The following is a 24,851-nucleotide window of genomic DNA, read 5'->3' as shown; positions in this document are numbered from 1 at the left end:
TGGCGCTGAATCCGATGAAACGAAAAAGCCCTCCCGCATGGACCGGAAGGGCTGGATTCAGCTCACATTCGACGCGCCAAGCGCGCTATCCCCTCCGGCAAACCTCCTTGCGGTCGGGCCGGGGCATTCGATTCAAAACCCGTGCGTTGGCAGACTTCACTGCGGACACCTCTGCCGATGAAAGTAGCATCGTTTCAGCACGACAATCAAGCGGCGCTCGGAGGTAGCTTGCTACGGCTTCAAGATCGACGCGCCCGTGGTCTTGCGGCTTTCGAGATCGATATGCGCCTTCGCAGCGTCCTTGAGTGCGTAGGCGTGGTTGATCGGCACGTGCAGCTTGCCGTTGATGACGGCGGCGAACAGCGTGTCGGCGCCTTCCAGCAATTCCTTGCGCGTGCCGACGTAGTCGTTGAGCTTCGGCCTGGTCGCAAACAGCGAGCCGTGATTGTTGAGCTCGGCGATAGAGAATGGCGGCACCGGACCCGATGCATTGCCGAATGAGACGAACATGCCGCGCGGTTTCAGGCAGGACAGCGAGCCCGGAAAGGTCGCCTTGCCGACGCCGTCATAGACGACGTCGCAGCCCTCGTTGCGGCTGATCTGCTTCACGCGCGCGACGAAGTCTTCCTCGTTGTAGAGGATGACGTGATCGCAGCCATTGGCCTCCGCAAGCTCGGCCTTCTCGCGCGAGCCGACGGTGCCGATGACGTGGGCCCCTAACGCTCTCGCCCATTGGCAGGCCAAGAGGCCGATGCCGCCGGCGGCGGCATGGATCAGCACGCGATGATGCGGCTCGACTCGAAAAGTCTTGTGCAGGAGGTACCAGACCGTCAGCCCCTTCAGCATCAGCACGGCGCCCTGCTCGTGGGTGATGTGGTCGGGCAGCTTGACCAGCTTCTCCCAGGGAATGTTGCGCTCGCCGGTGTAGGCGCCGAGATTGTAGTAATAGGCAACGCGGTCGCCGGGATGGAAATGCGTCACGCCCGGCCCGACCGCAACGACCTCGCCCGAGGCCTCGTTGCCGGCGATGAAGGGCAGCCCCGGCGCCTTGTAGAGGCCGGTGCGGTAATAGACGTCGATGAAGTTGAGCCCGACCGCATGCTGGCGGATGCGCACCTCGCCGGGTCCCGGCGCCGGCACGTCGATGCTCTCATAGACCAGAGCTTCGGGGCCTCCGACCTTGTGCACACGGACGGCTTTGGTCATCACCTGACCTCCTCTTCTCCAAGGCCAGCGAAAGACATCGCGCCCGCCTTGTCAACTCGACGCTAGCCCAAGCGGCTAGGCGGACGGCTTGCCGGCCTTCCTGCGGTTGCTCTTCGCCAGCACGTTGAAGAATTCGACTGCCGCCGAGAACGCTATTGCGAAATAGATGTAGCCGCGTGGAATGTGGAAATGGAATCCGTCCGCGACCAGCGCGACGCCGATCAGCACCAGGAAGGCCAGCGCCAGCATCTTGGTGGTCGGATGCTCCGCGACGAATCGCGACACCGGCCCCGACGAAATGTACATGATCAGGCAGGCGATCACGACGGCGGCGATCATGATCTCGATGTCCTGCGCCATGCCGATCGCGGTGATGATCGAGTCCAGCGAGAACACGATGTCGATGACGATGATCTGGACGATCACCCAGAAGAAAGCGCTGCCTACGGACTTTTGATCGCCCTCGCCGTCATCGGCTTCGACCTCGGCGTGGATCTCGTGCGTCGCTTTCGCAATCAGGAACAGGCCGCCGCCGATCAGGATGAGGTCGCGCCAGGAGAAGTCGTAACCGGCGAGCGAGAACACCGGCGCGGTCAGGCCGATCAGCCAGACCAGTACGCTGAGCAGGATGATGCGGAAGACCAGCGCCAGCGCGAGGCCGATCTGGCGGGCGCGGAGCGCCTGCGGCTCGGGGATGCGCGAGACGATCACCGACAGGAAGATGACGTTGTCGATGCCGAGCACGATCTCGAGCGCAGTCAAGGTCAGCAGCGCGGCCCAGGCTTCGGGGCTGGTGATGAGGTGCATCATGCGAAGGATCGGACCAGGCGGATCATGGCGTCGCTGAAGCTGATCCAGAGCGCGATGGCGCACATCGCGACCGTCACGCCGGTGCCGACGCGAAAGTCCATGTCCAGCACGTAGAGGCCGAGCACGGCCCAGATCGCAATCAGCGACATCGTCAACCAGCGCAGCCGCACGACACGCACCGGATGCAGCACGTGGAACGGCACGAAGGTCAGCACCACCAGAGCCGCGACCAGCAGCGTCGACCACAGCGGCGACCAGTGCAGCAGGAACAGATAGAACGCCGCCGCATTCCACAGCGCCGGAAAGCCGCGGAAATGATTGTCGTCGGCCTTCATGCGCAGATCGGCGAAATATAATGCGCTGGTGACGATGATGGCGACGCCGAGCAAGGGCGCCGCGACCGGCAGCAGCAGCCCGCTGGCGACGATCGCATAGGCCGGCACGAAGACGTAGGTGACGAAATCGACCACGAGATCGAGCACGTCGCCCGACCAGTTCGGCTGCACGTTCTTGACGTCGAGCCGGCGCGCGATCGGACCGTCGATCGCGTCGATGACGAGGGCGACGCCCAGCCACTGAAACATCGCCGCCCAGTGCTCGCGCACGGCCTCGAGCATCGCCAGCAGCGCGATGGCCGCGCCGAAGGCGGTGAAGATGTGCACCGAGAAGGCCGCGGCGCGCATCGCCGGTCTCGGCTTCAGGGAGTCCTGCTGGGTATCCATGGCTTCTGCTATCAGAATGGGACCGATTTGCACATAAGCCATTGCGGCGTTCGGCCGCGCAATTCGTCATAAAATCAGGGAAAAATAGGTGGGCTTGAATTTACCGCGGGGCGTGTCAATTGTCAGTCCATGACAGACGCATCGACACTGTTTGACGCAGCCGTGATCGGCGGCGGACCGGCCGGGCTCGCGGCGGCAATCGCATTGGCGCAGGCGGGCGCGCGGACCGCGCTGGTGGCGCGGCACGTGCCCTATGCCGACAACCGCACCACCGCCCTGTTAGGTGCCTCCATTGAGCTTCTGGAGACGCTCGATGTCTGGCCGCGCTGCAAGGACAAGGCGGCCGGACTCGAAGTGATGCGTCTCGTCGACGACACCGGCCGGCTGTTCCGCGCACCGGAGGTCCGGTTCTCCTGCCATGAGATCGGGCTGGACGCCTTCGGCTACAACATCGACAACCGCTCGCTGATGCTGGCGCTGGAAGCGCGCGCGGGCGAATTGCCCAATCTCGTCCGGTTTGACGACGAGGCGGAGAGCATCGTCATCGAAGCCGATGCTGTCGCGATCCGTACCGCCTCCGCGCAATTCCTTTCGGCCCGCCTCGTGGTCGGCGCGGATGGCCGGCATTCGCTGTGCCGCGGAGCAGCCGGCATCGAGGTGACCCGGCGCGAGCTGAACCAGACCGCGCTGACCTTCAACGTCGGCCATGCCCGCCCGCACCGCAACGTCTCGACCGAGTTCCACACACCGCACGGGCCTTGCGTGTTCGTGCCCCTGCCCGGCAACCGCTCCAGCATCGTCTGGGTCTCGGCGCCGGCGGACGCCGAGCGGCTTCGTGGCCTCAGCGATGACGAATTGTCCGCCGCGATCGAGAAGCAGTCGCATTCCATTCTGGGCCGCATGACGGTCGAGCCCGGCCGCAACCTGTTCCCGCTGGCAATCGAGCGTCCAAGATCCTTTGGCCGCGACCGCATCGCGCTGGTCGGCGAAGCCGCTCACGTGGTTCCCCCGATCGGCGCCCAGGGCCTCAACCTTGGCCTGCGCGATGCCGCCGACATTGCAAGGCTCGCCGGCGAGGCGATCGCATCGGGCGAGGACCCCGGCGCGGACGAGGTGCTCAAGCGCTACGACAGGGCCCGGCGCCCGGACATCTTGAGCCGGACATTTGCGATCGACATCGCCAACCGCTCCTTGCTCAACGACTTCCTGCCGCTGCAGCCGGTGCGCGCCGTCGGCATGCACCTGTTAAGTGCCATCGGCCCGCTCCGCCGCTTTGCGATGCGCGAGGGCCTGACGCCGACGTGGCGCAGGTAGATTGGCGGCGGTAGCCACGGCTTAAGGAAACGCCAGCCGTCCGGTCTGGAGCAACCACATCACGCTGGTCAGCGTAACCACAGAGGCGAAAGTGCCGAGCAGCACCGCGACGGAGGCGGATTCGATCCAGGCATCGTTCTGGCGGGCAATGACGAACACGTTCAGCGCTGGCGGCAGCGAGGCCATGAGCACGGCGGTCGCAGCCCAGGGCTGCGCGAACGGACCGAATGCCAGCATCAGGCCGAACGCTGCGAGCGGATGGATCAGGAGTTTGACCGCGATCACGCCGGGCACCTCCCAGGGCACGCGGTCGAATGGGCGCAGCGCCACCGTCACGCCGAGCACGAACAGCGCGGTCGGCGCGGCTGCGTTCTGGAGGAAGATGATGGTGCGGTCGAGCGCGACCGGCAGCTCGATATGGAGAGCCGCAACGGCCGCGCCAAAACAGGCCGACATGATCAGCGGGTTGAGCACGATCTGCTTCAGCACGACGCCGAAGGCATGCACGATCGAGGGATGGTCGCGGTCGGAGAGCTCGATCAACAGCGGCACGATCGTGAACAGGAAGATGCTGTCGCAGCAGAAGATCAGCGCGGTCGGCGCCGCCGCCTTGGTCCCGAGCACCGCCAGCGCAAGCCCCGGGCCCATGTAGCCGATATTGCCGTAGCCGCCCGAGAGCCCCGCGAGCGTCGCCTCGCGCAGCGTGAGCCGACCCAAGACCTTGCCGACGACAAGTGCCAGCGTGAACGCCGCAACCGTCGACAGCGTCGTCGCGACCAGGAACGGCGGGTTGTTCAGCTCCGCGAATGGCGTCTTCGACATGATCGCGAACAGCAGCGCCGGCAACGACACGTAGAGCAGGAAGAAGTTCATCCAGGCGAGGCCTGATTCCGGCAGGGATTTGACCTTGCCGCAAGCAAATCCAACGAAGATCAAGCCAAAATAAGGTAGCGCCAGATTGAGGATATCGACCATTGATGAAGTGTTTTCTGAGGACTTGGGGTCTATCCGCCCCTGAACCGAAGGTTAATTCCGGATCAGGGCACTAGCATCGGCCACAATCCTGGTCTATCGACGGGGGATGATTAAAGCGAGGACCGCCAAATTCCAGATCGGACAGGTCGTGCGCCACCGGATCTTCTCGTTCCGGGGCGTGATCTTCGACATCGATCCGGAATTCAACAACACCGAGGAGTGGTGGCTGTCGATCCCCGAGGAGGTGCGGCCCCACAAGGATCAGCCGTTCTATCACCTGCTCGCGGAGAACGCGGAGTCCGAGTACGTCGCCTACGTCTCGGAGCAGAACCTGTTGCCGGATGATTCCGGTGAGCCGATCCGGCATTCCCAGGTCGCCGAGATCTTCATCAAGAGCAAGGATGGCGGCTACCGCCCGCGCAATCCGTCCCTAAACTGAGTTTCGCCGCCGCAACCGGCCAATAAAAAAGGCGCTCGTGTGAGCGCCTTTTTCATATCAGGGATTTGCTCCCGATTATTTCTGGCCGGCCGCCGCGGCGCCGGGGACGCCACCGCCTTGCTCGAGCTTCTTGCGCTGCTCGTCGGCCTTCTTCTGAAGCTCTTCCTGGAGCTTCTTCTGGTTTTCCTCGAACACCTTCGGATCGGTCGGCGGACCGTCATAAGCCTTCTGGAATTCGCCGGCGAGCGGCAGCGGCAGCGTCAGCGGCGCGCCGTTGGCATTGATCGCCTGGACAACGAGATTCTGGCCCTTCTTCATGCTGTTGATGAGCTCGGGCGTCGCCTCGTAATCGGACATGCAGCCGTTCTGGAAGCAGATCACATACGGGCTCTGCAGCGGCGCGTTGCTGTCGACGATGATGCGGGTGCCGTGCACGAGCTGCATGCCGAGCGGCAGCGTCACGCGCAGGATCTTCTTGGGCTCGCCTTCCGGCTCGATGATCACGGCCGCGATAACCGGCTGGCCCGACTCGATCCGGCCGTCCTTGCCGGTGAAGCAGACCTGCTTGGCGTTGGCGTCCTGGCCCTTCAGGCAGAACTTGGTCCAGGGGGCGTAGATCAGCTGGATCTGCTGGTCCGCCGGCTGGGCCGCGCCCTGCTGCGCCGGAGCGCCCTGGGCGGGAGCCTGCTGCGCGGGTGCCTGGGCCGCCGGTGCCGGCGCCTTGGGAGCAGCCTTCGGAGCGGCCTTCGGAGCCGCCTTGGGCGCGGCGGGTGCACCGGGGGCCGGCGCCGGGGTCTGGGCCTCGGCGGCAAACGGAACGACCAACGCCGTCGCCGTCAACAGGGCGAGAAGCCGCCCGCGCGGCCGGATGCACGCGGCCAAGTAACGGAAATTCATTGCGGAAAACCCTTTCTGAACGGGAAGCGCCCGAACCGCTCCGAAGCGCCGAACCTAGCCGCCTTGGGCGCGGCTCTCTCCCCGTCAATTGAGGCGGATAAGTGACGGGCTCGACGCTCTTGCGCGATTGCGTGCCTTCTTAACGTGGCCGACGAAAAGATCAATGCCGACAAGCGTCTTTGACTGCACTGAGAACCCCGCCTTTGGCCTGCGCCGGGGGAAAATCCCTGTGATAGGATTCAAGGCTACCGGTCCTCGAATCAACGTGCCCGAATGTTCATGTTCCACCGCCTGTTCGAGGGCCCCGGCGTCCGCCTTTGCAGCCTCGCCCTCGCGCTCATCGTCAGCCTGTCGGCAACCGGCGGGCGCGCCGAGGAAGCCCATGCGATCGCCATGCACGGCAAGCCGGCAATGCCGGCCGATTTCACCCACATGCCCTACGTCAATCCCGATGCGCCCAAGGGCGGCCGGCTGACCTGGGGCATTCTCGGCACCTTCGACAGCCTCAATCCTTTCATCGTGAAGGGATTGGCCGTGCAGCCGATCCGCGCCTACGTGGTCGAGAGCCTAATGGCGCGCGGCCAGGACGAGCCGTTCACACTGTACGGCCTGCTCGCCAAGACCGTCGAGACCGACGACGAGCGCAGCTACGTCACGTTCCGTCTCGATCCCCGCGCCCGTTTCTCTGACGGCAAGCAGGTAGCTGCCGAGGACGTGTTGTTCTCCTGGCAGCTCCTGCGCGACCATGGCCGTCCCAACCTTCGGCAGTATTACGCCAAGGTCGCCAAGGCCGAGGCATCCGATCCCCTCACCGTTCGCTTCGACCTCACCGGTGCCAATGACCGCGAGCTGCCGTTGATCCTCGGCCTGATGCCGATCCTGCCGAAGCATGCCGTCGACGTCGCGACCTTCGAGGAGACGACGCTATCGGGACCGATCGCCTCAGGCCCCTATCGCGTCACGGCGGTGAAGCCCGGCGCCAGCGTCACGCTGACGCGCAATCCCGATTATTGGGGCCGCGATCTTCCGATCAATCGCGGGCTCTTCAATTTCGACGAGATCCGGCTCGACTATTTTCGCGAGGCCAATGGCCAGTTCGAAGCCTTCAAGCGCGGCCTCTACGATTTCCGCATCGAGCACGAGCCGCTGCGCTGGCACGACGGCTACGATTTTCCCGCCGCCAGAAGCGGCGAGGTGATCCGCGACACCATCAAGCCGGGCGTGCCGCAGCCCTCGGAATTCCTGGTGTTCAATACGAGGAGGTCGATCTTCGCCGACATCCGGGTGCGCCAGGCGCTGACACTTTTGTTCGATTTCGAGCTGGTCAATCGCAACTATTTCTTCAACCTCTATTCGCGCGTCGCCGGCTACTTCGCCGGCTCCGACCTCTCCGCCTATGGCCGGCCTGCGGATGCGCGCGAGCGCGAGTTGCTCAAACCCTTCGCCGCGCGGATCCCGCCCGACGTCATGGACGGCAGCTACCGCCTGCCAGTAACCGACGGTTCCGGGCGCGACCGCACGACATTGCGCGCTGCGCTGAAGCTGTTGTCGGAGGCCGGCTGGGATCTCGACGGCACCGTGCTGCGCAACCGCGCGACGAAAGCGCCCTTCACCTTCGAGATGCTGGTGACGACCCGCGACCAGGAGCGCATCGCACTCGCGTTCCAGCGCGACCTCAAGCGCGCCGGCATCGCGGCAAGCGTGCGCACGGTCGATCCCGTGCAGTTCGACCAGCGTCGGCTCGGCTACGAGTTCGACATGATCCAGAACCGCTGGGACCAGTCGCTCTCGCCCGGCAACGAGCAGTATTTCTATTGGGGCAGCGCCGCGGCCGACAATCCGGGGACGCGCAACTACATGGGCGCGAGGGATCCCGCCGTCGACGCCATGATCGCCGCGCTGCTGGAGGCCCGGGATCATACGGAATTCGTCGCGGCGGTGCGGGCGCTCGACCGCGCCCTGATCGCGGGCTTCTACACAATCCCCCTGTTTAACGTATCCGAGCAATGGATCGCGCGCTGGAATCGGATAGAACGGCCCAAGGCCACCGCGCTGTCCGGCTATCTGCCGGAGACCTGGTGGTCGAAGGGGCCGCCTTAGAGCCAGTCAAGCAAAGTGACGCCGTGAACCAGCCAGCCGTATCGCCGACGCTCGACACGCTGTTTCAGCGCACGCTGATGCGGCAGCCGCACACGCTCGCTCTGCTCGATCCCCTCAACAAGGCCCGCGTCACCGGCCACCAGCCGCGGCGGATGACCTATACCGAGGCCGATACCGCCATCGAGGCACTGTCGGCGCATTTCGTCGAATCGGGCCTGCCGGCCAATTCCGTCATCGCGATCCAGCTCCCGAATACGGTCGAGTTCGTACTCACTGTGCTCGCCGCACATCGCGCCGGGCTCGTCGTCGCCGTGCTGCCGCTGCTGTGGCGGCATGCGGAACTGACCGCCGCGCTCAACCGCACCGCGGCGCGCGCCATCGTCACCATGAGCAAGGTCGACGGCGTCAGCTATGCCGACTTCGCGATGCATGCTGCGGCCGAAGCCTTCTCGATCCGTCACGTCTGCGGCTTTGGCACCGACCTGCCCGAAGGCATGGCCTCGCTCGACGACGTGCTGGCCCGCCCGCCCGGCATGACGCGCGCCGTGATCCAGGACGGCCGCAAGGCGGCGATGATCTCGTTCGACGTCACCGCGGAAGGTTTCCGCCCGGTGCCGCGGCCGCATTTCAGCCTGATCGCCGGCGGCCTTGCGATGTCGCTGGAGGCGGACGTCAAGCAGGGTGCGACCGTGATGGCGGCGTTCGCGCCGATGTCGTTTGCGGGCCTCGCCTCCTCGCTCGCGGTGTGGCTGCTCTCAGGCGGCACGCTGGCGCTGCATCATCCGTTCGAGAACGACGTGCTGGAGCAGCAGATCAACGAGCATGAATGCGAGGTGCTGATCGCGCCGGCGCAGCTCGCGCTGCGGCTCGGCGATTCCGATCTCGCGGCGCGGATGCCCACTTTACGCAACGTCATCGGCCTGTGGCGCGCACCCGAGCAGGTGGCGACGAGCGACGCCTGGATCGCTCCGCACGCGCCGCTGACCGACGTCTATCTGTTCGGCGAGGCCGGGCTGTTCGGCGCCCGGCGCGGCGAGGATGGCATGCCGGTGCCGGTCATGCCCGGACCGCACGGCGCCCCGCGCGAGCAGTCCGGCTCCTCCATCGCCGGCGAGATCCTGCTGACGCCGAAGGGCACGCTCGGCCTGCGCGGGGCGATGGTGCCGATCGCGGCCTATGCCCCGCCGCAGCCGGTCGGCGAGACGCTGACGGCGCAGCCGCCGCGCGATTATGTCGACACCGGCTATGCCGCACGGCTCGACCGTCCCAGCGGCGCGATCTGCATCACGGCCCCGCCCTCCGGCATCATGGCCGTCGGCGGCTACCGCTTCCTCTCCAATGACCTCCAGGAATGGGCGCGCCGGCTCGGCCAGGGCGCCCTGCTCACCGCGCTGCCCGACCGCCTTTCCGGCCACCGGCTGGCAGGACGGGCCCAGGACAATGCGAGGGCCCGCGAGGCGCTCAGCCAGCTCGGGCTTAACCCCTTGATGGTCGAGGCTTTTCGCGACCGCTCCGGACCGACTTGAGCACAGTTTCGACCGAACCATTGACGCTGCATTAAGGCGGCCGGACTAGATTGCGCAGCATCTGTTGCGTGATCAGAGTTTCCGAATGTCCCAGGCGGGCCCGATCCTGTTTGTGTCCAATGCCGAGCGGCCGCCGTACATTGCGGCGCTGGACGAGGCCCGGCTGTTTCCCGTGATCGATACCGACTGGGCCAGCGCGGCGCGCGCGGTCGAGCAGGTGCAGCCGGCCGCGGTCCTCGCTGCGATGCATGCCGGACACGAGCCGTATCTGGCACCGCTCGCCAGGAAGATCGCCGAGCAATTGCCCTACCTGCCTTTCGTGGCCCTTGATCCCGCGGGCATGCTGCCGCACAACGCCCTGCCCTTCTTCGCGCGCGGCGGCAATTCCAATCGCCTGGTCGCGCGGCTGCGCGCCGCGCTGCGCGTGCGCACACTTCATGCCACCGTGCTGCGCCGGCTGCCGGAAGCCAAGGTGTCGCTGCCGGACGGCGATCCCGCACGCGATGCCACGGTGCTGCTGATCGGCCGCGGCGCGGCTTACCCGGCGCTCTCCGTTGCGCTCGGCGAACGCGTCGGCGTCGTCGGCGCGCTCTCGATCGAGGCTGCGGCCAAGCATCTCAACACCCGCGACCTCGACGGCGTCGTGCTGGCCGAAGGTTTTACCGCGCGCGTCACCGATGCCTTCCTGACCGTGCTCGCCGAGGATACCCGATTCCGCAGCCTGCCTGTCGTCGTCACCGCGCACCAGCTGACGCAGAGCTACGACCTGCCCAATCTCGAATTGATCCCGGGCGAGCCGGCCAAGATCGCCGCCAACGCGCTGCCCCTGATCCGCCAGCACGCGATGGAAGCGCAAGCGAGCCGCACGCTCCGCTCGATCGATGCCGGCGGCTGGCTCGATCCGCGCAGCGGCCTGCTTACGGTCGAAGCTTTCGCGCGCGATTTTGCCAAGGCGGTCGAGCAGGCGCTGGCCCGCGGCGGCGGCCTCTCCGTCGCCCGCTTCGCCTTCGACCCCGGCAATTCCCGCGCCCAGCTCGACGCCGCGCGCATCCTCAGCCGCCTGATGCGGCAGATGGATTTCGGCGTGGCACAGAAGGATGGATCGGTGATCGTGGTGTTCGCGGAGACTGACTTCCGCACCGCGCATATGATCGCGCGCCGTCTATCGGCGGTGATGCGGCATACGTCCAACGGCAAGCACGAGATGCGCAGCGATCCCGTGGTCAGCGTGGACTCGCTGTCGTCGTCGGATACCGCAAGGTCGCTGCTGGCCCGGCTGTCGGCCGACGCGTCAAGGGCGGCGTCGTAGCTCCGATTGCGATGCCGTAGGGTGGGCAAAGGCGCGCAGCGCCGTGCCCACCATTTTTCAAGGTGGATAGAGGTGGTGGGCACGCTTTGCCCACGCTACGGCACTACGGCGCCTGTTGCTACGCCGCCTTCTTAGCCTCCGCCAGCTGCGCCAATTGCCGCATGATCTCCGTGGTGCCGACGAGGCGCTCTTCCGGCGTCTCCCAGTCCTGCAGGAACACCACCTTCATGTCGGGCCGCACCTTGGCGGCCTGGCCGTAGCTGCGGATGAAGGTGACGAGGCGGTCGGGATAGGCGAAGGAATTGTCACGGAAGACGATGACGGCACCCTTGGGACCTGCGTCGATCTTCTCGACATTGGCCCGGCGGCAGAACGCCTTGATCGCGGCGACCTTGAACAGGTAGCGCACCTCGTCCGGCAGCACCCCGAAGCGGTCGCGCAACTCGGCGCCGAAATTCTCGATCTCCTCCTCGGTGTCGAGATCGGCAAGGCGCCGGTACAGCGACAGCCGTACCGAGAGATCGCCGACGTAGTCCTCCGGGATGAGCACGGGCATGCCGATGGTGATCTGCGGCGACCAGCGGTCGGCGGCGGGCTCGGCGACGCCGGCCTTGAGATTGACGATCGCCTCCTCCAGCATCGACTGATAGAGCTCGAAGCCGACCTCCTTGATGTGGCCGGACTGCTCCTCGCCGAGCAGATTGCCGGCGCCGCGGATGTCGAGGTCGTGCGAGGCAAGCTGGAAGCCTGCACCCAGCGTCTCCAGCGATTGCAGCACGGTGAGCCGGCGCTCGGCCTGCGCCGTGATCTTCTGCTGCGCCGGCAGCGTGAACAGCGCGTAAGCGCGCAGCTTGGAGCGGCCGACACGGCCGCGGAGCTGGTAGAGCTGGGCAAGACCGAACATGTCGGCGCGGTGCACGATCAGCGTGTTGGCATTGGGGATGTCGAGGCCGGACTCGACGATCGTGGTCGACAAGAGGATGTCGAACTTGCCGTCGTAGAACGCGGTCATGATGTCCTCGATCACGGCGGGCGGCATCTGGCCGTGCGCGACCGCGACCTTCATCTCCGGCACGTTCTTGTCCAGGAAGTCCTTGACCTCGGCGAGGTCGTCGATGCGCGGCACGACGTAGAACGCCTGGCCGCCGCGATAGCGCTCGCGCAGCAAGGCTTCGCGGATCATCAGGGGATCGTGCGGGGCGACGAAGGTGCGGACCGCGAGGCGGTCGACCGGGGGCGAGGCGATGATCGAGAGCTCGCGGACGCCTGTGAGCGCCAGTTGCAGCGTGCGCGGGATCGGCGTCGCCGACAGCGTCAACACATGCACCTCAGCGCGCAACGCCTTCAGCCGCTCCTTGTGGCTGACACCAAAATGCTGCTCCTCGTCGACGATGAGCAGGCCGAGATCGCGGAACTTGATGGCCTTGCCGAGCAGCGCGTGGGTGCCCACCACGATGTCGACCGAGCCATCGGCAATGCCCTTCTTGACCTCGTTGAGCTGTTTGGTCGCGACCAGGCGCGAAGCCTGCGCGACGTTGACCGGGAAGCCCTTGAAGCGCTCGCTGAACGTCCGGTAGTGCTGGCGCGCCAGCAGCGTGGTCGGCACCACGACCGCGACCTGCTTGCCATCGAGCGCGACCGCGAAAGCGGCACGCAGCGCCACCTCGGTCTTGCCGAAGCCGACGTCGCCGCAGATCAGCCGGTCCATCGGCCGGCCCTTTTCGAGATCCTTCAGCGTGGACTCGATCGCGCCCAGCTGGTCCTCGGTCTCGTCATAGGGGAAGCGGGCGCAGAACTCGTCGTAGACGCCCTGCTGCACCGGCAGCTTCGGCGCCTCGTGCAGCATGCGTTCGGCCGCGATCTTGATCAGCTCGCCCGCGATCTCACGGATGCGGTTCTTCAGCTTGGCCTTGCGGCTCTGCCAGCCGGAGCCGCCGAGGCGGTCGAGCTCGACCGTGGTCTGGTCCGAGCCGTAGCGCGACAACAGCTCGATGTTCTCGACCGGCAGGAACAGTTTCGTCTCGGCGGCATAGTGCAGCTCGAGGCAGTCATGCGGCGCTCCGGCGACGTCGAGGGTCTGCAGGCCGATGAAGCGGCCAATGCCGTGGTCGACGTGGACGACGATGTCGCCGGCGGTGAGGCTCGTCACCTCAGAGATGAAACTGTCGAGCTTGCGGCTCGCCTTGCGCGGCCGCACCAGGCGGTCGCCCAAAATGTCCTGCTCGCTGATGAGCGCGATCTCGTCGGTCTCGAAACCGCTTTCCAGGCCGAGCACGGCGAGCATGGTCTCGTTGCGCGGGGTCGCCTGCACGGTGCGCCAGCTATTGACGCTGGTGGTGTGGGCGAGCTTGTGGTCGCGCAGCATCGACGTCATGCGATCACGCGAGCCTTCGGTCCACAGCGCGATCACGACCTTCTTGCGTTGCGCTTGCAGCGCCATGACGTGACTGACCACGGATTCGAACACGTTGACCGTGGTGTCGTTGCGCTCCGGCGCGAAATCGCGGCCCTTGCGCGCGCCGGCGTCGACGACCGAAGTGCCGTCGGTCGGCACGGAGAACGGCGTCAGCCGCGCCAGCGGGATATCGCCGAGGCGTTTGCCCCACTCCTCCTCGGTCAGATAGAGCCGGTCGGGCGGCATCGGCTTGTAGATCGCGCCGCCGCCGGGATGCTCCATCGCCTCGCGGCGGGCCTCGTAATAGTCGAGGATCTGCTTGAAGCGCTCGCGCACCGCGTCCTCGGCCTGCGGCTCGATCGCAACGGCGGCCCCTTGCAGGTAGTCGAACAGCGTGTCCATGCGGTCCTGGAACAGCGGCAGCCAGTGCTCCATGCCGGGATGGCGGCGGCCTTCGCTGACCGCCTCGTACAGCGCATCGTCGCGCTCGGGCGCGCCGAACTCGGCGACATAGCCCATGCGAAAGCGGCGGATGGTGTCGGTGACGAGCTGGAATTCCGAGATCGGCACGAGGTCGAGCGAGCGCATGTCGAGCAGCGTGCGCTGGGTCTCGGCATCGAATGAGCGGATCGACTCCAGGCTGTCGCCGAAGAAGTCGAACCGCACCGGCTGTTCGAGGCCGGCCGGAAACAGATCGAGGATGCCGCCGCGCACCGCATATTCGCCGGGCTCGCGCACGGTCGAGGAGCGGTTGTAGCCGTTGTGCTCGAGCCAGGCGACGATGGTGTCCATCGGCACGACGTTGCCGGGCGCGACCGACAGCGCCTGGGCCGCGACGAGCTCGCGCGCGGGCACGCGCTGGACCACCGCGTTCACCGTGGTCAGCACGATCAGCGGCTTGTCGCTGCCGGTGAGCGAAGCGAGCCGCGCCAGCGTGGTCAGGCGTTGCGCCAGGATGCCGCCATGCGGCGAGACGCGATCATAGGGCTGGCAGTCCCAGGCCGGAAAGGTCAGCACCGGCAGATCGGGCGCGAAGAATCTCAGCGCGCGTTCGAGCTGCTGCATGCGTCCGCCGTCGCGGCAGACCACGGCAAGGCTGACGGCCGGCTTCTTCGGCCGCGCCGCGATGGCCCGCGCCAGGTCGGAGACGACCAGGCCTTCGGCACCCTCGGCGACATTGGCAAGCGTCACCGCGCGGCCGGGCGTGAGCAGCTCGGCCGGAGATTTCATGCCCTGTTTCATACGTTGCCGTCCGCGATCGGGAACGCCTTGATGCGCGCGAAGATCGCGCCGGTGACATCGGCTGGCAGCACCTTGTCACCCGTGATGGCGGCATAGAGATCGGGATCATTGACCTCGAGCAGGGTTTCGAGCTCGGTCAGCTCGGCGTCCGACAGGTTGCCGATCTCGGCGTCCGCGAAGCGGCCGAGGATCAGGTCCATCTCGCGCGTGCCGCGGTGCCAGCAGCGGAACAGAAGCCGCTTGCGGCGGTCGTCCAGACCGTTGCTCGATCGTGTCGTTCCCGTCATGTCTCAAATCCAGTCAAACGCCAAAAGCCCGGACGTGCCGGGCCGGGGTGATATAGCCATTGGGACCGCCTGTGTCAGCCCTTTGTTATTGCAATTGTTTGGGGACCGTCATTGCCGGGCTTGACCCGGCAATCCATCGTCCTTGAAAAGATGGATGCGCGGGTCAGGCCCGCGCATGACGAATGTTGCGAGAATGCGCCCCAGCCTGCTCAATCCGCTGTTTGCTCCCGTGACCAGCCTGCCCGGCGTCGGTCCGAAGCAGGACAAGCTGCTGCAGTATCTGCTCAGCCGGAGCGAGACGCCGCGGCTGGTCGATCTGCTGCTGCATCTGCCGAGCCAGGTCATCGACCGTCGCGCCCGACCGAAAATCCGCGACGCGGCCCAGGGAACCATGGTGACGCTGGAGGTCACCGTCGATCGCCACCGCCCGCCCCCGCCGCGCAACTCGCGCGCGCCGTATCTGGTCTATGCCAGCGACGACACCGGCGACGTCGTGCTGACCTTCTTCCGCGCCAAGCCCGGCTATGTCGAAAAACTGCTGCCGGTTGGCGAGAAGCGCTTCGTCTCCGGCACGTTGCAGATGTATGACGGCATCCCGCAGATCGTGCATCCCGACCGCGTGCTCGACGAGGAGGCGATCTCGAAGCTCTCAGGGATAGATCCGGTCTATCCGCTGACGGAGGGCCTCGCGCTCGGCTCGCTGCGCCGCGCGATCGCGCAGGCGCTGCAGAAGCTGCCGGCCCTGCCCGAATGGATCAGCCCGGAGGTGATGCGCCGCTGCAATTTTCCGTCGGTTACGGAAGCGCTCAATCGCGTGCACCAGCCGGTCGAGCTGACGCACATCTTGCCGGATCAGCGCTTCTGGTCCCGCCTCGCCTTCGACGAGCTGCTCGCCGGCCAGCTCGCGCTTGCGCTGATCCGCGCGCAACTGCGACGGCCCGCCGGCGTGCGCAATGCCGGCGACGGCCATCTGCGCAACAAGATCATCGACGCCCTTCCTTACGCGCTGACGCCGTCCCAGCGCAGCGCCGCAGCAGCCATCGCCGAGGACCTCAAGCAGCCGGTGCGCATGCTGCGCCTGCTCCAGGGCGATGTCGGCTCTGGCAAGACCGTGGTGGCGCTGCTGGCGGCCGCGGCCGTGGCCGAGGTCGGCAAGCAAGCCGCTTTGATGGCCCCGACCGAAATCCTGGCGCGTCAGCACATCAAGACTATCGCGCCGCTCGCCGAGCGCGCGGGGATGCGGGTCGCCATCCTCACCGGCCGGGAAAAGGGCAAGGAGCGACGTGAGATCATCGCCCAGCTCGCCGCCGGCGAGATCGACCTGCTCGTCGGCACCCATGCGCTGATCCAGGACGACGTGATCTTCCGCGATCTAGCCCTCGCCATCGTCGACGAGCAGCATCGTTTCGGCGTGCGCGAGCGGCTGGCGCTGACGTCCAAGGGCGAAGCCGTCGACGTGCTGGTGCTGAGCGCCACCCCGATCCCGCGCACGCTGGTGCTGACCTATTTCGGCGACATGGACATCTCCGAGCTGCGCGAAAAGCCCGCCGGCCGCCAGCCGATCGACACCCGCGCGGTGCCGATGAGCCGGATCAGCGAGGTCATGGAGGGGGTCGGCCGCGCGCTCGAATCCGGCAAGCTGGTCTACTGGATCTGTCCCCTGGTCGAGGAATCCGAGGCCGAGGGCACCGAGCACCTGACGAATGCGACCAAGCGCTTCGAGAGCCTGCAAAAACGTTTCGGCGACCGCGTCGGCCTCGTCCACGGCCAGATGAAAGGGACCGAGAAGGACGGCGTCATGGGTCAGTTCGCCGCCCACGAGATCGGCCTTCTGGTCGCGACCACCGTGGTCGAGGTCGGCGTCGACGTCCCCGCCGCAACCATCATGGTGATCGAGAATGCCGAGCGCTTTGGCCTCGCCCAGCTCCACCAGTTGCGCGGGCGCATCGGACGCGGCTCGGAAGCCTCGACTTGTATCCTGCTCTACGGCGAACCGCTCGGCGAGATGTCGAAGGCGCGCCTGAAAGTGATCCGCGAGACCACGGACGGCTTTCGCATCGCCGAGGAGGATCTGAAGCTGCGCGGCGAAGGCGATGTCCTCGGCGTGCGCCAGAGCGGCCTGCCCGGCTATCGCATCGCGCGCTCGGAGGTGCACGGCCAGCTCATCACCCAGGCGAGAGACGAGGCGCTCCGCATCCTCAAAGAGGATCCGAAGCTGAAGGGCGAGCGCGGCGAGGCGCTGCGCTGCCTGCTGTATCTCTACGAGCGGGACGAGGCGATCCCGCTGATCGGGGCTGGTTAACCCCCTGCTCGCCGTCGCCCGATCTCGTAGGCCGCCACATGCGCTCTGGCGAGGTCGAGCAGCGGGGTGTCGATGCCGAGCGCACGGGCGCGATTGGCCATATCGCCGAGGATGTGCTCCGCCTCGGTGATCGAGCCGCGCTCGATATCGCGGAGCATCGAGGCCTTGAGCGGTGAGTCCAGGGTGGTGAACAGCTTCCGGTCGAACTCGATGAACGGCGCGCGCGGCTCAAAGCCGGAGGCGTTCGCGACGGCACAGCATTCCGCGAACAGGCGGAAAATGGACTGCTCGCCGTTGGGCACGGCCAGGATGTCTCCGATACTCGCGCGCATCAGGCAGGTGATGCCGGCGAGCGTGCTGAGCTGGACGAATTTCTCCCACATGTCCTGCATGATCGCTTCGCTGGCGCGCACGTCGATACCGGGAACCTGAAGCAGTGCCTCCAGCGCGGACGCACGCTCGCTCAGCGTCCCCTCGATCTCACCGAAGACAATCGTCTGATTGGCCATGAACTGGACGACACGACCATCCGCATCGAGTCCGGCACTGACGTTCGCGAGCCCGCCGAGAACGCAAGCACCGCCGAACCTGGCGCTCAGGGCATCGATATGTTTCAACCCGTTGAGGATCGGCAAAATCATCGTGTTGGGGCCGACGGCGGGCGCAAACTGGCTCATCGCATCGTCGAGCGAGTAGGCTTTCACGCCGACGAGGACGACGTCGAACGGGTCCTTGAGATCGCCAGCCACAAGAAGCTTCGGCTGCACGGCGAAGTCGCCGTGTGGGCTCACGACCTGCAATCCATTCCGCTGCAATTGCTCGGCCCGCTTCTCGCGCACCAGAAAGGTCACGTCGCTACCCGCTCGGACCAGGCAAGCTCCGTAATAGCCGCCAAGCGCGCCCGCGCCGATGACAAGCACCTTCATTCGAACTCCCATTGCCGAGGGATTGCGTAGAAACAATAACAGATGGCCCCTGCGACGTCTCCTCATCGTCATTGAGGACGGTGTGAGTACAGCCGGTTCAGCAGGCGCCCCTTTCGCCGCGGCTGACTTTATGGAACCTTGCAGCGATGCGCCGGATCATCGTGGTTGGCTCCCAGGGAAGCGGAAAGACGCGGCTCGCCCGCAATCTCGGGCGAAAGCTTGAGCTGCCGGTGGTGCATCTCGACGTGCTGTACTGGCAGCCGGGCTGGAAACCCTCCGACAAGGCCAGCTTTCGCATGCGAGTCGCGGATGCTATCGCGGGCGAAGCGTGGGTGATCGACGGAAGCTTCTCGGGGCTGGCGTTCGATCTCACGATCGCTCGCGCAGATGTTCTTGTCGTCATCGACCGCCCGCGCTGGGTCTGCCAGTGGCGCATTCTCTGGCGCTCCGCTTTCCATCGCGACACAACACGGCCCGACTTGCCGGAAGGGTGCCCGGAACAGTTCGACTGGAAACTGATGAAGGAAGCGTGGCGCTACGACGTCGAGCGCGTGCCGGTCATCGAGGCCGAACGCATGCAATACGGCCCTGAGGTCCCGGTCGTGCGGCTGAGGCGCGACAGGGACATCCAGGGCTTTCTGGAGTCCGTCTCAGTGCACGGCGAGTGAAGCCGGCCGGTCAGGACTTCTTCTGGGCAACACGCGCGGCGAACGCCTTCAGCAATTCCGCATCGACCGCCTCCCCATTCGCGTCTGCGGCGAGATGCTCGAACCAGCGCGCAAAGCCCTCGTAGATCTGACTCGCGGGATGATCGGCTCCGAGAAAGCCGGAAATCTCCCGCATCTCCGCGACCCAGCGATAGGCTTTCGGGATCATGTCCGGAAGCGCCACTTCGAGCCGGGCCAGGATCGCGGGCTGGCTCAGCGCGAGCTCGTCGCGCAGCGCATCCGCAGCGCCCGCCTTCGTTGCTGCAACCACCATGGCCGAGCCGATGCCGGCGAGGCCCTTGACGATGCCGGCATAGGACATTTTCAGCGCCGAGGCCGCGCCGACCGGCCCCTCGACGATCCGCACGTCGAGGCCGAGGTCCTTCAGCACCGCGACGTCCTTGGCATGCTCGCCGGACATGTAGAAGGCCGGGCTCTTGCCGCCCGGCTGCGGCGGAAAGCCGATGATGCCGCCGTCCACGAACGGCGCCTGCGCCGAGCCGATGATCTCCTCGATCCGTTGCACGGTATCGACATTGACGGCGTTGCAGTCGACCACGACCGGCTTCTTCGCGCGCCGGACGATCAGCGCGGCCAAGCGCTCGGCGAGTGCAACCGCCTCGCCCGGCGGCACGATCGAGAGGATGATGTCGGCGTCCGCAATCGCATCGTCCTCGGCGCCGATCATGCCGGCCTCGGCCGCCCGTTTCAGCGTCGCTTCGCTGCGCCCCTTCAACGACGTCAGCACGCGCGCGCCGTTCTCGCTGAGACGGCGGGCCACGGCGCTGCCCATGGCACCGGGCGCGAGGATCGCAATGGTCTTTGACATCGTGCACTCCAGATCGAATTCCGAGCGAGGCGCTCAGTTCGATCGGAGCATAACAGAGGATGCGAATGCCTGCGTGAACGCGGCCATCCCGCGCGGGAATGGCCCTACTCCGCCTTCGCAGGCTCTGGCTGGAGCGAAGCGTTGGCGATGCGCGCCGCATTCGCCATGCCCGCGAGCGCGGCGGCCTTCTTCGGATCGGGCGCCGAGCCCGGCTGCACCACGCCGGCCGACATGATCAGCGTCGCGGCGTCCTCGGCACTGAGATCGACCTCGATGATCTTGCTCTTCGGCACATAGAAGAAGAACCCGGTGGTCGGGTTCGGCGAGCACGGCAGAAACACCGAGACATGCTCCTCCTGTCCCGGCAGGCTGCGCGAAATGTCCTCGTTCGGCGACTGCGAGATCAGCACGATCGACCACATGCCCGGCGAGGGAAACTCGACCAGGCCCACTTTCCGGAAGCTCGATCCCTTGCCCGAGAACAGCGTCTCGAACACCTGCTTCAGGCCGCGATAGATGGCGCGCACCGCCGGGATGCGGCCGAGGAAGGTCTCGCCGACATCGACCAGCGTCCGGCCGATCAGGTTGGCCGCGAGGAAGCCGACCAGCGTCAGCGTGAAGAATGCGACAATCAGTCCCCAGCCCGGCACGCCATACGGCAGATAGGTTTCGGGGCGATAGGCCAGCGGGACAAACGGCCGCACCACGCCGTCGACCCAGGTGACGAACCACCAGACCAGATAGAGCGTGATGGCGATCGGCCCCGTCACCACGAGGCCGGTCAGGAAATAGTTGCGGAAGCGGCCCATCAGGCCGGTATGCGGTTCCGGCAGGGGATCAAGTGGCGCAGGCGCGTCGTCGCGGGTGGTCATTCGGGTTCCAGGTCGGTCGCAGCACACAAGCTAGGGGCTTCTAGCAGGTTTTGGAAGAGTGCGGCCTGATCCCTTCAGCCTATTCCACCGTCACCGATTTCGCGAGGTTGCGCGGCTGGTCGACGTCGGTCCCCATCACCACCGCCGTATGGTAGGCGAGCAGCTGCACGGGAATGGAATAGACCATCGGCGTGAACGCCGCGGCCATATCCGGCATGACGATGGTGACGAGCGAGTCCACAGTCGCCTCCGCCGCACCCTTGGCGTCCGTCATCAGGATGATGTTGCCGCCCCGGGCGGCGACCTCCTGCATGTTGGACACGGTCTTCTCGAACACGCGGTCATAGGGCGCGATGACGACGACCGGCATGGTCTCGTCGATCAGCGCGATCGGCCCGTGCTTGAGCTCACCGGCGGCATAGCCCTCGGCGTGGATGTAGGAGATCTCCTTCAGCTTCAGCGCGCCTTCGAGCGCGAGCGGGAAGCTGGTGCCGCGGCCGAGATAGAGCACGTCGCGCGACTTGGCGATCCTGTGCGCGAGCTTCTCGATCTGCAGCTCGTTGGTGAGCGCGTCCGCCATCAGGCGCGGGATCTCGACCAAACCATGGACGAGCTTGATCTCGTCCTCCTCGGACAGCTCACCGCGAGCCTTGCCGGCCGCGATCGCAAGGTTTGCCAGCACCATGAGCTGGCAGGTGAAGGCCTTGGTCGAGGCGACGCCGATCTCGGGCCCGGCCAGCGTCTGCAGCACGGTCTCGCTCTCGCGCGCGATGGTCGAGGTCGGCACGTTGACGACGGCCACGGTGTGCACGCCCTCGGCCTTGGCATAGCGCAGCGCCGCCAGCGTGTCGGCGGTCTCGCCGGATTGCGAGATGAAGATGGCGAGATCGCCCTTGCGCAGCGGCGCCTCGCGGTAGCGGAATTCGGAGGCGACATCGACCTCGACCGGCACGCGCGCAAAACGCTCGAACCAGTATTTCGCGACGAAGCCGGCATAGCTCGCGGTGCCGCACGCGGTGATGTTGATGCGCTGGATGGTCTTGAAGTCGAACGGCAGCTTGACCGGCAGCGCGACGCGCTCGGTCGCCATGTCGACATAGCGCGCGAGGGTGTGGCCGACCACTTCCGGCTGCTCGTGGATCTCCTTCGCCATGAAGTGGCGGTAATTGGCCTTGTCGACCAGCGAGGTCGAGGCGGCGTGCTTGATCTTCTCGCGCTGGACGGCGTTTCCGTCCTTGTCGAAGATGGTGGCGCTCTTGCGGGTCAGCACGACCCAGTCACCGTCCTCGAGATAGCTGATCGTGTCGGTGAACGGGCCGAGCGCGATGGCGTCGGAGCCGAGATACATCTCGCCATCGCCATAACCGATCGCGAGCGGCGGGCCGTTGCGCGCGCCGATCAAGAGATCGTCGTCACCGGCGAAGATGAAGCCGAGCGCGAAGGCGCCGCGCAGACGCGCCAGCGTCAGCTTCACCGCCTCCACGGGCTTGTTGCCGCGGGTCAAGAGGTCGTCGACGAGGTGCAGCACGATCTCGGTGTCGGTCTCGGTGTGGAACACCGTGCCCTTGGCCTCGAGCTCCTCGCGCAGCTCGCGGAAATTCTCGATGATGCCGTTGTGGACCACGGCGACGCGATCGGTCGCGTGCGGATGGGCATTGTTGACGGTCGGCTTGCCGTGGGTGGCCCAGCGGGTGTGGCCGATGCCGGTCGTGCCCTTCAGCGGCTCGGCTTCGAGCCGCTTCTCCAGGTTCTTCAGCTTACCCTCGGCGCGGCGGCGCTCGAGATGCTTGCCTTCGAGCGTGGCGACGCCCGCGGAGTCATAACCGCGATATTCGAGACGTTTGAGCGAATCCACCAATTGCTCTGCAACCGGCTCGCGCCCGAGAATGCCGACAATCCCGCACATGCGGATCACTCTCCCCCAAATCGTCGAAAAATCGCCTAAACGACGCGCCCGTTTTCTAGCGAAGTTCCTAAGGAACCAGATACTCAATAATTATGACGGATTGCGACAGCAGCGGATGACGGCGCGTCGTCCGCCTGCGTCGATGTGGCCGGCCTTTAACCGCGCGCGTTAACTCCTTGTCAACAAGTTTGACCAACGATTCCGGCCAGGAGAACAAGGCCATGAAAGGCTCATCCGACCGCAAAGGTCTGTCGTCCCTGTATCTGCGTGCCAGCGAGACCTCGGGCACGCACCTTGCGCATTGGCCGCCCCCCATGCGCGGCAAGGAAAGCAAGCCGGTCTTCGTCAAGCATGTGCAAGGCGAGCCGGCCAAGCGCGCCAAGCCGCGCGGCTGGCGCCTGACCCGCGCGATCTTCTCCGAATTCGCCGACGACGAATAGCGGCGCGCCTCACCATCTCAGGACCGCGGCAAACACGAGGATGGCGACGAGCGCCCAGAGCGCCATGCCTGCGAACAGCGAGGCGATTTCCTGCGGGCGCCGCACGCCGAACAGCTTCAGCACGCCTCGTCCCATCGCCGTAATGAAGGCCTCGACGAGAAAATCGATCAGACTGCCGATGAACTCGACCATGAGCGCGCACTCCCAACGCCCCCGGAAGGGGCGCGGACCTCCGCCGCTCACTTCTCCGGTTTCTTGCCGGTCTTCATCTCGCGATAGCGCGTCGCGCCGCCTTCCCGGATGGTCTGCTGATTGCGCTCCAGCGCCATGGCGTCGTCGGGCACATCGCGCGTGATCACCGAGCCCGAGCCGATATAGGCGCCGTTGCCGATCTTGACCGGCGCGACCAGCGAGGAATTGGTGCCGACGAAGGCGCCCTGCCCGATGACCGTCTTGTGCTTCTTGAAGCCATCGTAGTTGCAGGTGATGGTGCCGGCGCCGATGTTGGAATTGGCGCCGACGGTGGCATCGCCAATGTAGGAGAGGTGATTGACCTTGACGCCGGCCTCCAGCGTCGCGGCCTTGGTCTCCACGAAATTGCCGATGCGCGCGCCGTCGCCGAGCGAGGTGCCGGGCCGAAGCCGCGCATAGGGGCCGATCGAGACCTTCTTGCCGAGCGTGGTCTCGACGATGTGCGAGAACGAGTGGATCACCGTGCCGTCGGCAATCGACACGCCCGGGCCGATCACCACGAACGGCTCGATGGTCACGTCCTTGCCGAACACGGTATCGGCGGAGAGATAAACGGTCTCCGGCGCGATCAGTGTCACGCCCGCCTCCATCGCGGCCTTGCGCAGCCGCGCCTGCATCACGGCTTCGGCCTCGGCGAGCTGCGCCTTGGTGTTGATGCCGCGCACTTCGTCTTCGCTGGTCTCGATCACGACGGACTCCCATCCCTGCTTGCGGACGATGTCGACCGCGTCGGTGAGATAATATTCGCCCTTGGAATTGGCATTGCCGATCTGCCCGAGGATATCGAGCGCGCGGCGTCCGTCGATCGCCATCAGCCCGGCATTGCACAGGTCGATCTTGCGTTCTTCCTCGCTGGCGTCGGCCTGCTCGCGGATCGCGACCAGGCGGTCACCCTCGACGATGAAGCGGCCATAGCCGGTGGGATCGGCGGCGCGGAAGCCGAGGCCGGCAATCGCAGCGCCCTTGGCCAGCGGCGCGCGCAGCCGCGCAAACGTCTCGGCCGAGATCAGCGGCGTGTCGCCGAACGCGATCAGGAGATCGTCGACGCCCCGCGCGATCGCCTCGCGTGCCGCCAGCACCGCATGCGCGGTGCCGAGGCGCTCGGCCTGCACGAAGGTGAGCGCATCGGGCCTGATGCGCCTCGCCTCGTCCGCGACCGCCTGATGGTCGGGGCCGATCACGACGGCGAGCGACGTGCCGGTTCCCTTGGGCGCGGCGGCGAGCACGTGGGCGAGCAGCGTCTGATGTGCGACCGGATGCAGCACTTTCGGCAGGCTCGATCGCATGCGCGTGCCCTCGCCGGCGGCGAGCACGATCGTGAGGCTTGAGCGGGCGGTCATCGAAATCCTGTCAGATATGGCCGAATCAATTGCGCGACGGGTGGCGAGCCGCCCT

General features: G+C 66.0%; 21 protein-coding genes. 8 read left to right on the top strand and 13 right to left on the bottom strand.

Features of this window, described 5'->3' with window-relative positions:
• Positions 1-231: 231 nt before the first annotated feature.
• From AAFG16_RS25585 to pcsA, 3 genes are all read right to left on the bottom strand, one after another.
• A complete protein-coding gene (locus AAFG16_RS25585; protein ID WP_342729773.1) occupies positions 232-1,206 on the bottom strand; it encodes a quinone oxidoreductase in 975 nt (324 codons plus the stop codon).
• Positions 1,207-1,281: 75 nt separating this feature from the next.
• Positions 1,282-2,016 carry a TerC family protein gene (locus AAFG16_RS25580; RefSeq protein ID WP_342729771.1) on the bottom strand — a complete coding sequence of 245 codons (735 nt, stop codon included), beginning with the start codon at positions 2,014-2,016 and terminating at the stop codon, positions 1,282-1,284.
• Positions 2,013-2,780 (bottom strand): phosphatidylcholine synthase, encoded by a 768-nt coding sequence (pcsA, locus tag AAFG16_RS25575; RefSeq protein WP_283079161.1) that lies wholly within the window; start codon positions 2,778-2,780, stop codon positions 2,013-2,015. The genes AAFG16_RS25580 and pcsA overlap by 4 nt, the downstream gene beginning before the upstream one ends.
• Positions 2,781-2,867: 87 nt before the next feature.
• On the opposite strand from pcsA, the gene AAFG16_RS25570 reads away from it, so the two are divergent.
• On the top strand, positions 2,868-4,052 hold the full coding sequence (locus AAFG16_RS25570; protein ID WP_342729768.1) for a UbiH/UbiF family hydroxylase: 1,185 nt from the start codon (positions 2,868-2,870) through the stop codon (positions 4,050-4,052).
• Positions 4,053-4,073: 21 nt separating this feature from the next.
• Here the strand turns inward: AAFG16_RS25570 and AAFG16_RS25565 are convergent, their stop codons facing one another.
• The gene (locus tag AAFG16_RS25565; RefSeq protein ID WP_342729766.1) at positions 4,074-5,027 is read right to left on the bottom strand and encodes an AEC family transporter; all 954 of its coding nucleotides are present in this window, start codon (positions 5,025-5,027) and stop codon (positions 4,074-4,076) included.
• A 106-nt stretch (positions 5,028-5,133) separates the two neighbouring features.
• On the opposite strand from AAFG16_RS25565, the gene hspQ reads away from it, so the two are divergent.
• Entirely contained in the window at positions 5,134-5,466 is a 333-nt protein-coding gene (hspQ, locus tag AAFG16_RS25560; RefSeq protein ID WP_027559220.1) for a heat shock protein HspQ, read from the top strand.
• Between the two features lie 75 nt (positions 5,467-5,541).
• Here the strand turns inward: hspQ and AAFG16_RS25555 are convergent, their stop codons facing one another.
• Positions 5,542-6,363 (bottom strand): invasion associated locus B family protein, encoded by an 822-nt coding sequence (locus AAFG16_RS25555; protein ID WP_283079158.1) that lies wholly within the window; start codon positions 6,361-6,363, stop codon positions 5,542-5,544.
• Positions 6,364-6,636: 273 nt separating this feature from the next.
• On the opposite strand from AAFG16_RS25555, the gene AAFG16_RS25550 reads away from it, so the two are divergent.
• The 3 genes from AAFG16_RS25550 (at position 6,637) to AAFG16_RS25540 (ending at position 11,298) form a co-directional block, all read left to right on the top strand.
• Entirely contained in the window at positions 6,637-8,463 is a 1,827-nt protein-coding gene (locus tag AAFG16_RS25550) for an extracellular solute-binding protein (protein ID WP_342729763.1), read from the top strand.
• Positions 8,464-8,486: 23 nt separating this feature from the next.
• A complete protein-coding gene (locus AAFG16_RS25545; RefSeq protein WP_283079156.1) occupies positions 8,487-9,989 on the top strand; it encodes a class I adenylate-forming enzyme family protein in 1,503 nt (500 codons plus the stop codon).
• A gap of 85 nt (positions 9,990-10,074) precedes the next feature.
• A complete protein-coding gene (locus AAFG16_RS25540) occupies positions 10,075-11,298 on the top strand; it encodes a GGDEF domain-containing protein (protein WP_342729761.1) in 1,224 nt (407 codons plus the stop codon).
• Between the two features lie 118 nt (positions 11,299-11,416).
• Here the strand turns inward: AAFG16_RS25540 and mfd are convergent, their stop codons facing one another.
• Together mfd and AAFG16_RS25530 are read right to left on the bottom strand one after the other, a co-directional pair.
• Entirely contained in the window at positions 11,417-14,935 is a 3,519-nt protein-coding gene (gene mfd / locus AAFG16_RS25535; protein WP_342729759.1) for a transcription-repair coupling factor, read from the bottom strand.
• On the bottom strand, positions 14,932-15,222 hold the full coding sequence (locus AAFG16_RS25530) for a succinate dehydrogenase assembly factor 2 (protein WP_283079153.1): 291 nt from the start codon (positions 15,220-15,222) through the stop codon (positions 14,932-14,934). Before AAFG16_RS25530 ends, mfd begins: the two co-directional genes overlap by 4 nt.
• 193 nt (positions 15,223-15,415) lie before the next feature.
• Between AAFG16_RS25530 and recG the strand changes: the two genes are divergently transcribed.
• A complete protein-coding gene (gene recG / locus AAFG16_RS25525) occupies positions 15,416-17,524 on the top strand; it encodes an ATP-dependent DNA helicase RecG (protein ID WP_342729757.1) in 2,109 nt (702 codons plus the stop codon).
• Here the strand turns inward: recG and panE are convergent.
• Positions 17,521-18,450 carry a 2-dehydropantoate 2-reductase gene (gene panE, locus AAFG16_RS25520; RefSeq protein WP_342729755.1) on the bottom strand — a complete coding sequence of 310 codons (930 nt, stop codon included), beginning with the start codon at positions 18,448-18,450 and terminating at the stop codon, positions 17,521-17,523. The two genes, recG and panE, sit on opposite strands and share 4 nt — an antisense overlap.
• 146 nt (positions 18,451-18,596) lie before the next feature.
• On the opposite strand from panE, the gene AAFG16_RS25515 reads away from it, so the two are divergent.
• Complete coding sequence (locus AAFG16_RS25515; RefSeq protein WP_342729753.1) at positions 18,597-19,118, top strand: AAA family ATPase; 522 nt, start codon at positions 18,597-18,599, stop codon at positions 19,116-19,118.
• 10 nt (positions 19,119-19,128) lie between these two features.
• On the opposite strand, the gene AAFG16_RS25510 is transcribed toward AAFG16_RS25515, so the two are convergent.
• The 3 genes from AAFG16_RS25510 to glmS form a co-directional block, all read right to left on the bottom strand.
• Positions 19,129-19,986, bottom strand: a complete 858-nt coding sequence (locus AAFG16_RS25510; RefSeq protein WP_342729751.1) for a DUF1932 domain-containing protein — start codon at positions 19,984-19,986, stop codon at positions 19,129-19,131.
• Positions 19,987-20,090: 104 nt separating this feature from the next.
• The gene (locus AAFG16_RS25505) at positions 20,091-20,858 is read right to left on the bottom strand and encodes a DUF502 domain-containing protein (RefSeq protein ID WP_283079149.1); all 768 of its coding nucleotides are present in this window, start codon (positions 20,856-20,858) and stop codon (positions 20,091-20,093) included.
• Positions 20,859-20,937: 79 nt separating this feature from the next.
• The gene (gene glmS / locus AAFG16_RS25500; protein WP_342729749.1) at positions 20,938-22,764 is read right to left on the bottom strand and encodes a glutamine--fructose-6-phosphate transaminase (isomerizing); all 1,827 of its coding nucleotides are present in this window, start codon (positions 22,762-22,764) and stop codon (positions 20,938-20,940) included.
• A gap of 221 nt (positions 22,765-22,985) precedes the next feature.
• Between glmS and AAFG16_RS25495 the strand changes: the two genes are divergently transcribed.
• Positions 22,986-23,204, top strand: a complete 219-nt coding sequence (locus AAFG16_RS25495; protein ID WP_283079147.1) for a hypothetical protein — start codon at positions 22,986-22,988, stop codon at positions 23,202-23,204.
• Positions 23,205-23,213: 9 nt separating this feature from the next.
• Here AAFG16_RS25495 and AAFG16_RS25490 read toward each other — a convergent pair whose 3' ends face one another.
• Complete coding sequence (locus AAFG16_RS25490) at positions 23,214-23,396, bottom strand: hypothetical protein (RefSeq protein WP_342729747.1); 183 nt, start codon at positions 23,394-23,396, stop codon at positions 23,214-23,216.
• Between the two features lie 47 nt (positions 23,397-23,443).
• Entirely contained in the window at positions 23,444-24,796 is a 1,353-nt protein-coding gene (gene glmU / locus AAFG16_RS25485) for a bifunctional UDP-N-acetylglucosamine diphosphorylase/glucosamine-1-phosphate N-acetyltransferase GlmU (RefSeq protein WP_342729745.1), read from the bottom strand.
• Positions 24,797-24,851: the final 55 nt, after the last annotated feature.

This window comes from Bradyrhizobium sp. B117 (assembly GCF_038969555.1).
GTDB lineage: Bacteria > Pseudomonadota > Alphaproteobacteria > Rhizobiales > Xanthobacteraceae > Bradyrhizobium.
The sequence above is the reverse complement of the archived record's forward strand: the minus strand, read 5'-3'. Positions and strand labels throughout refer to the sequence as shown.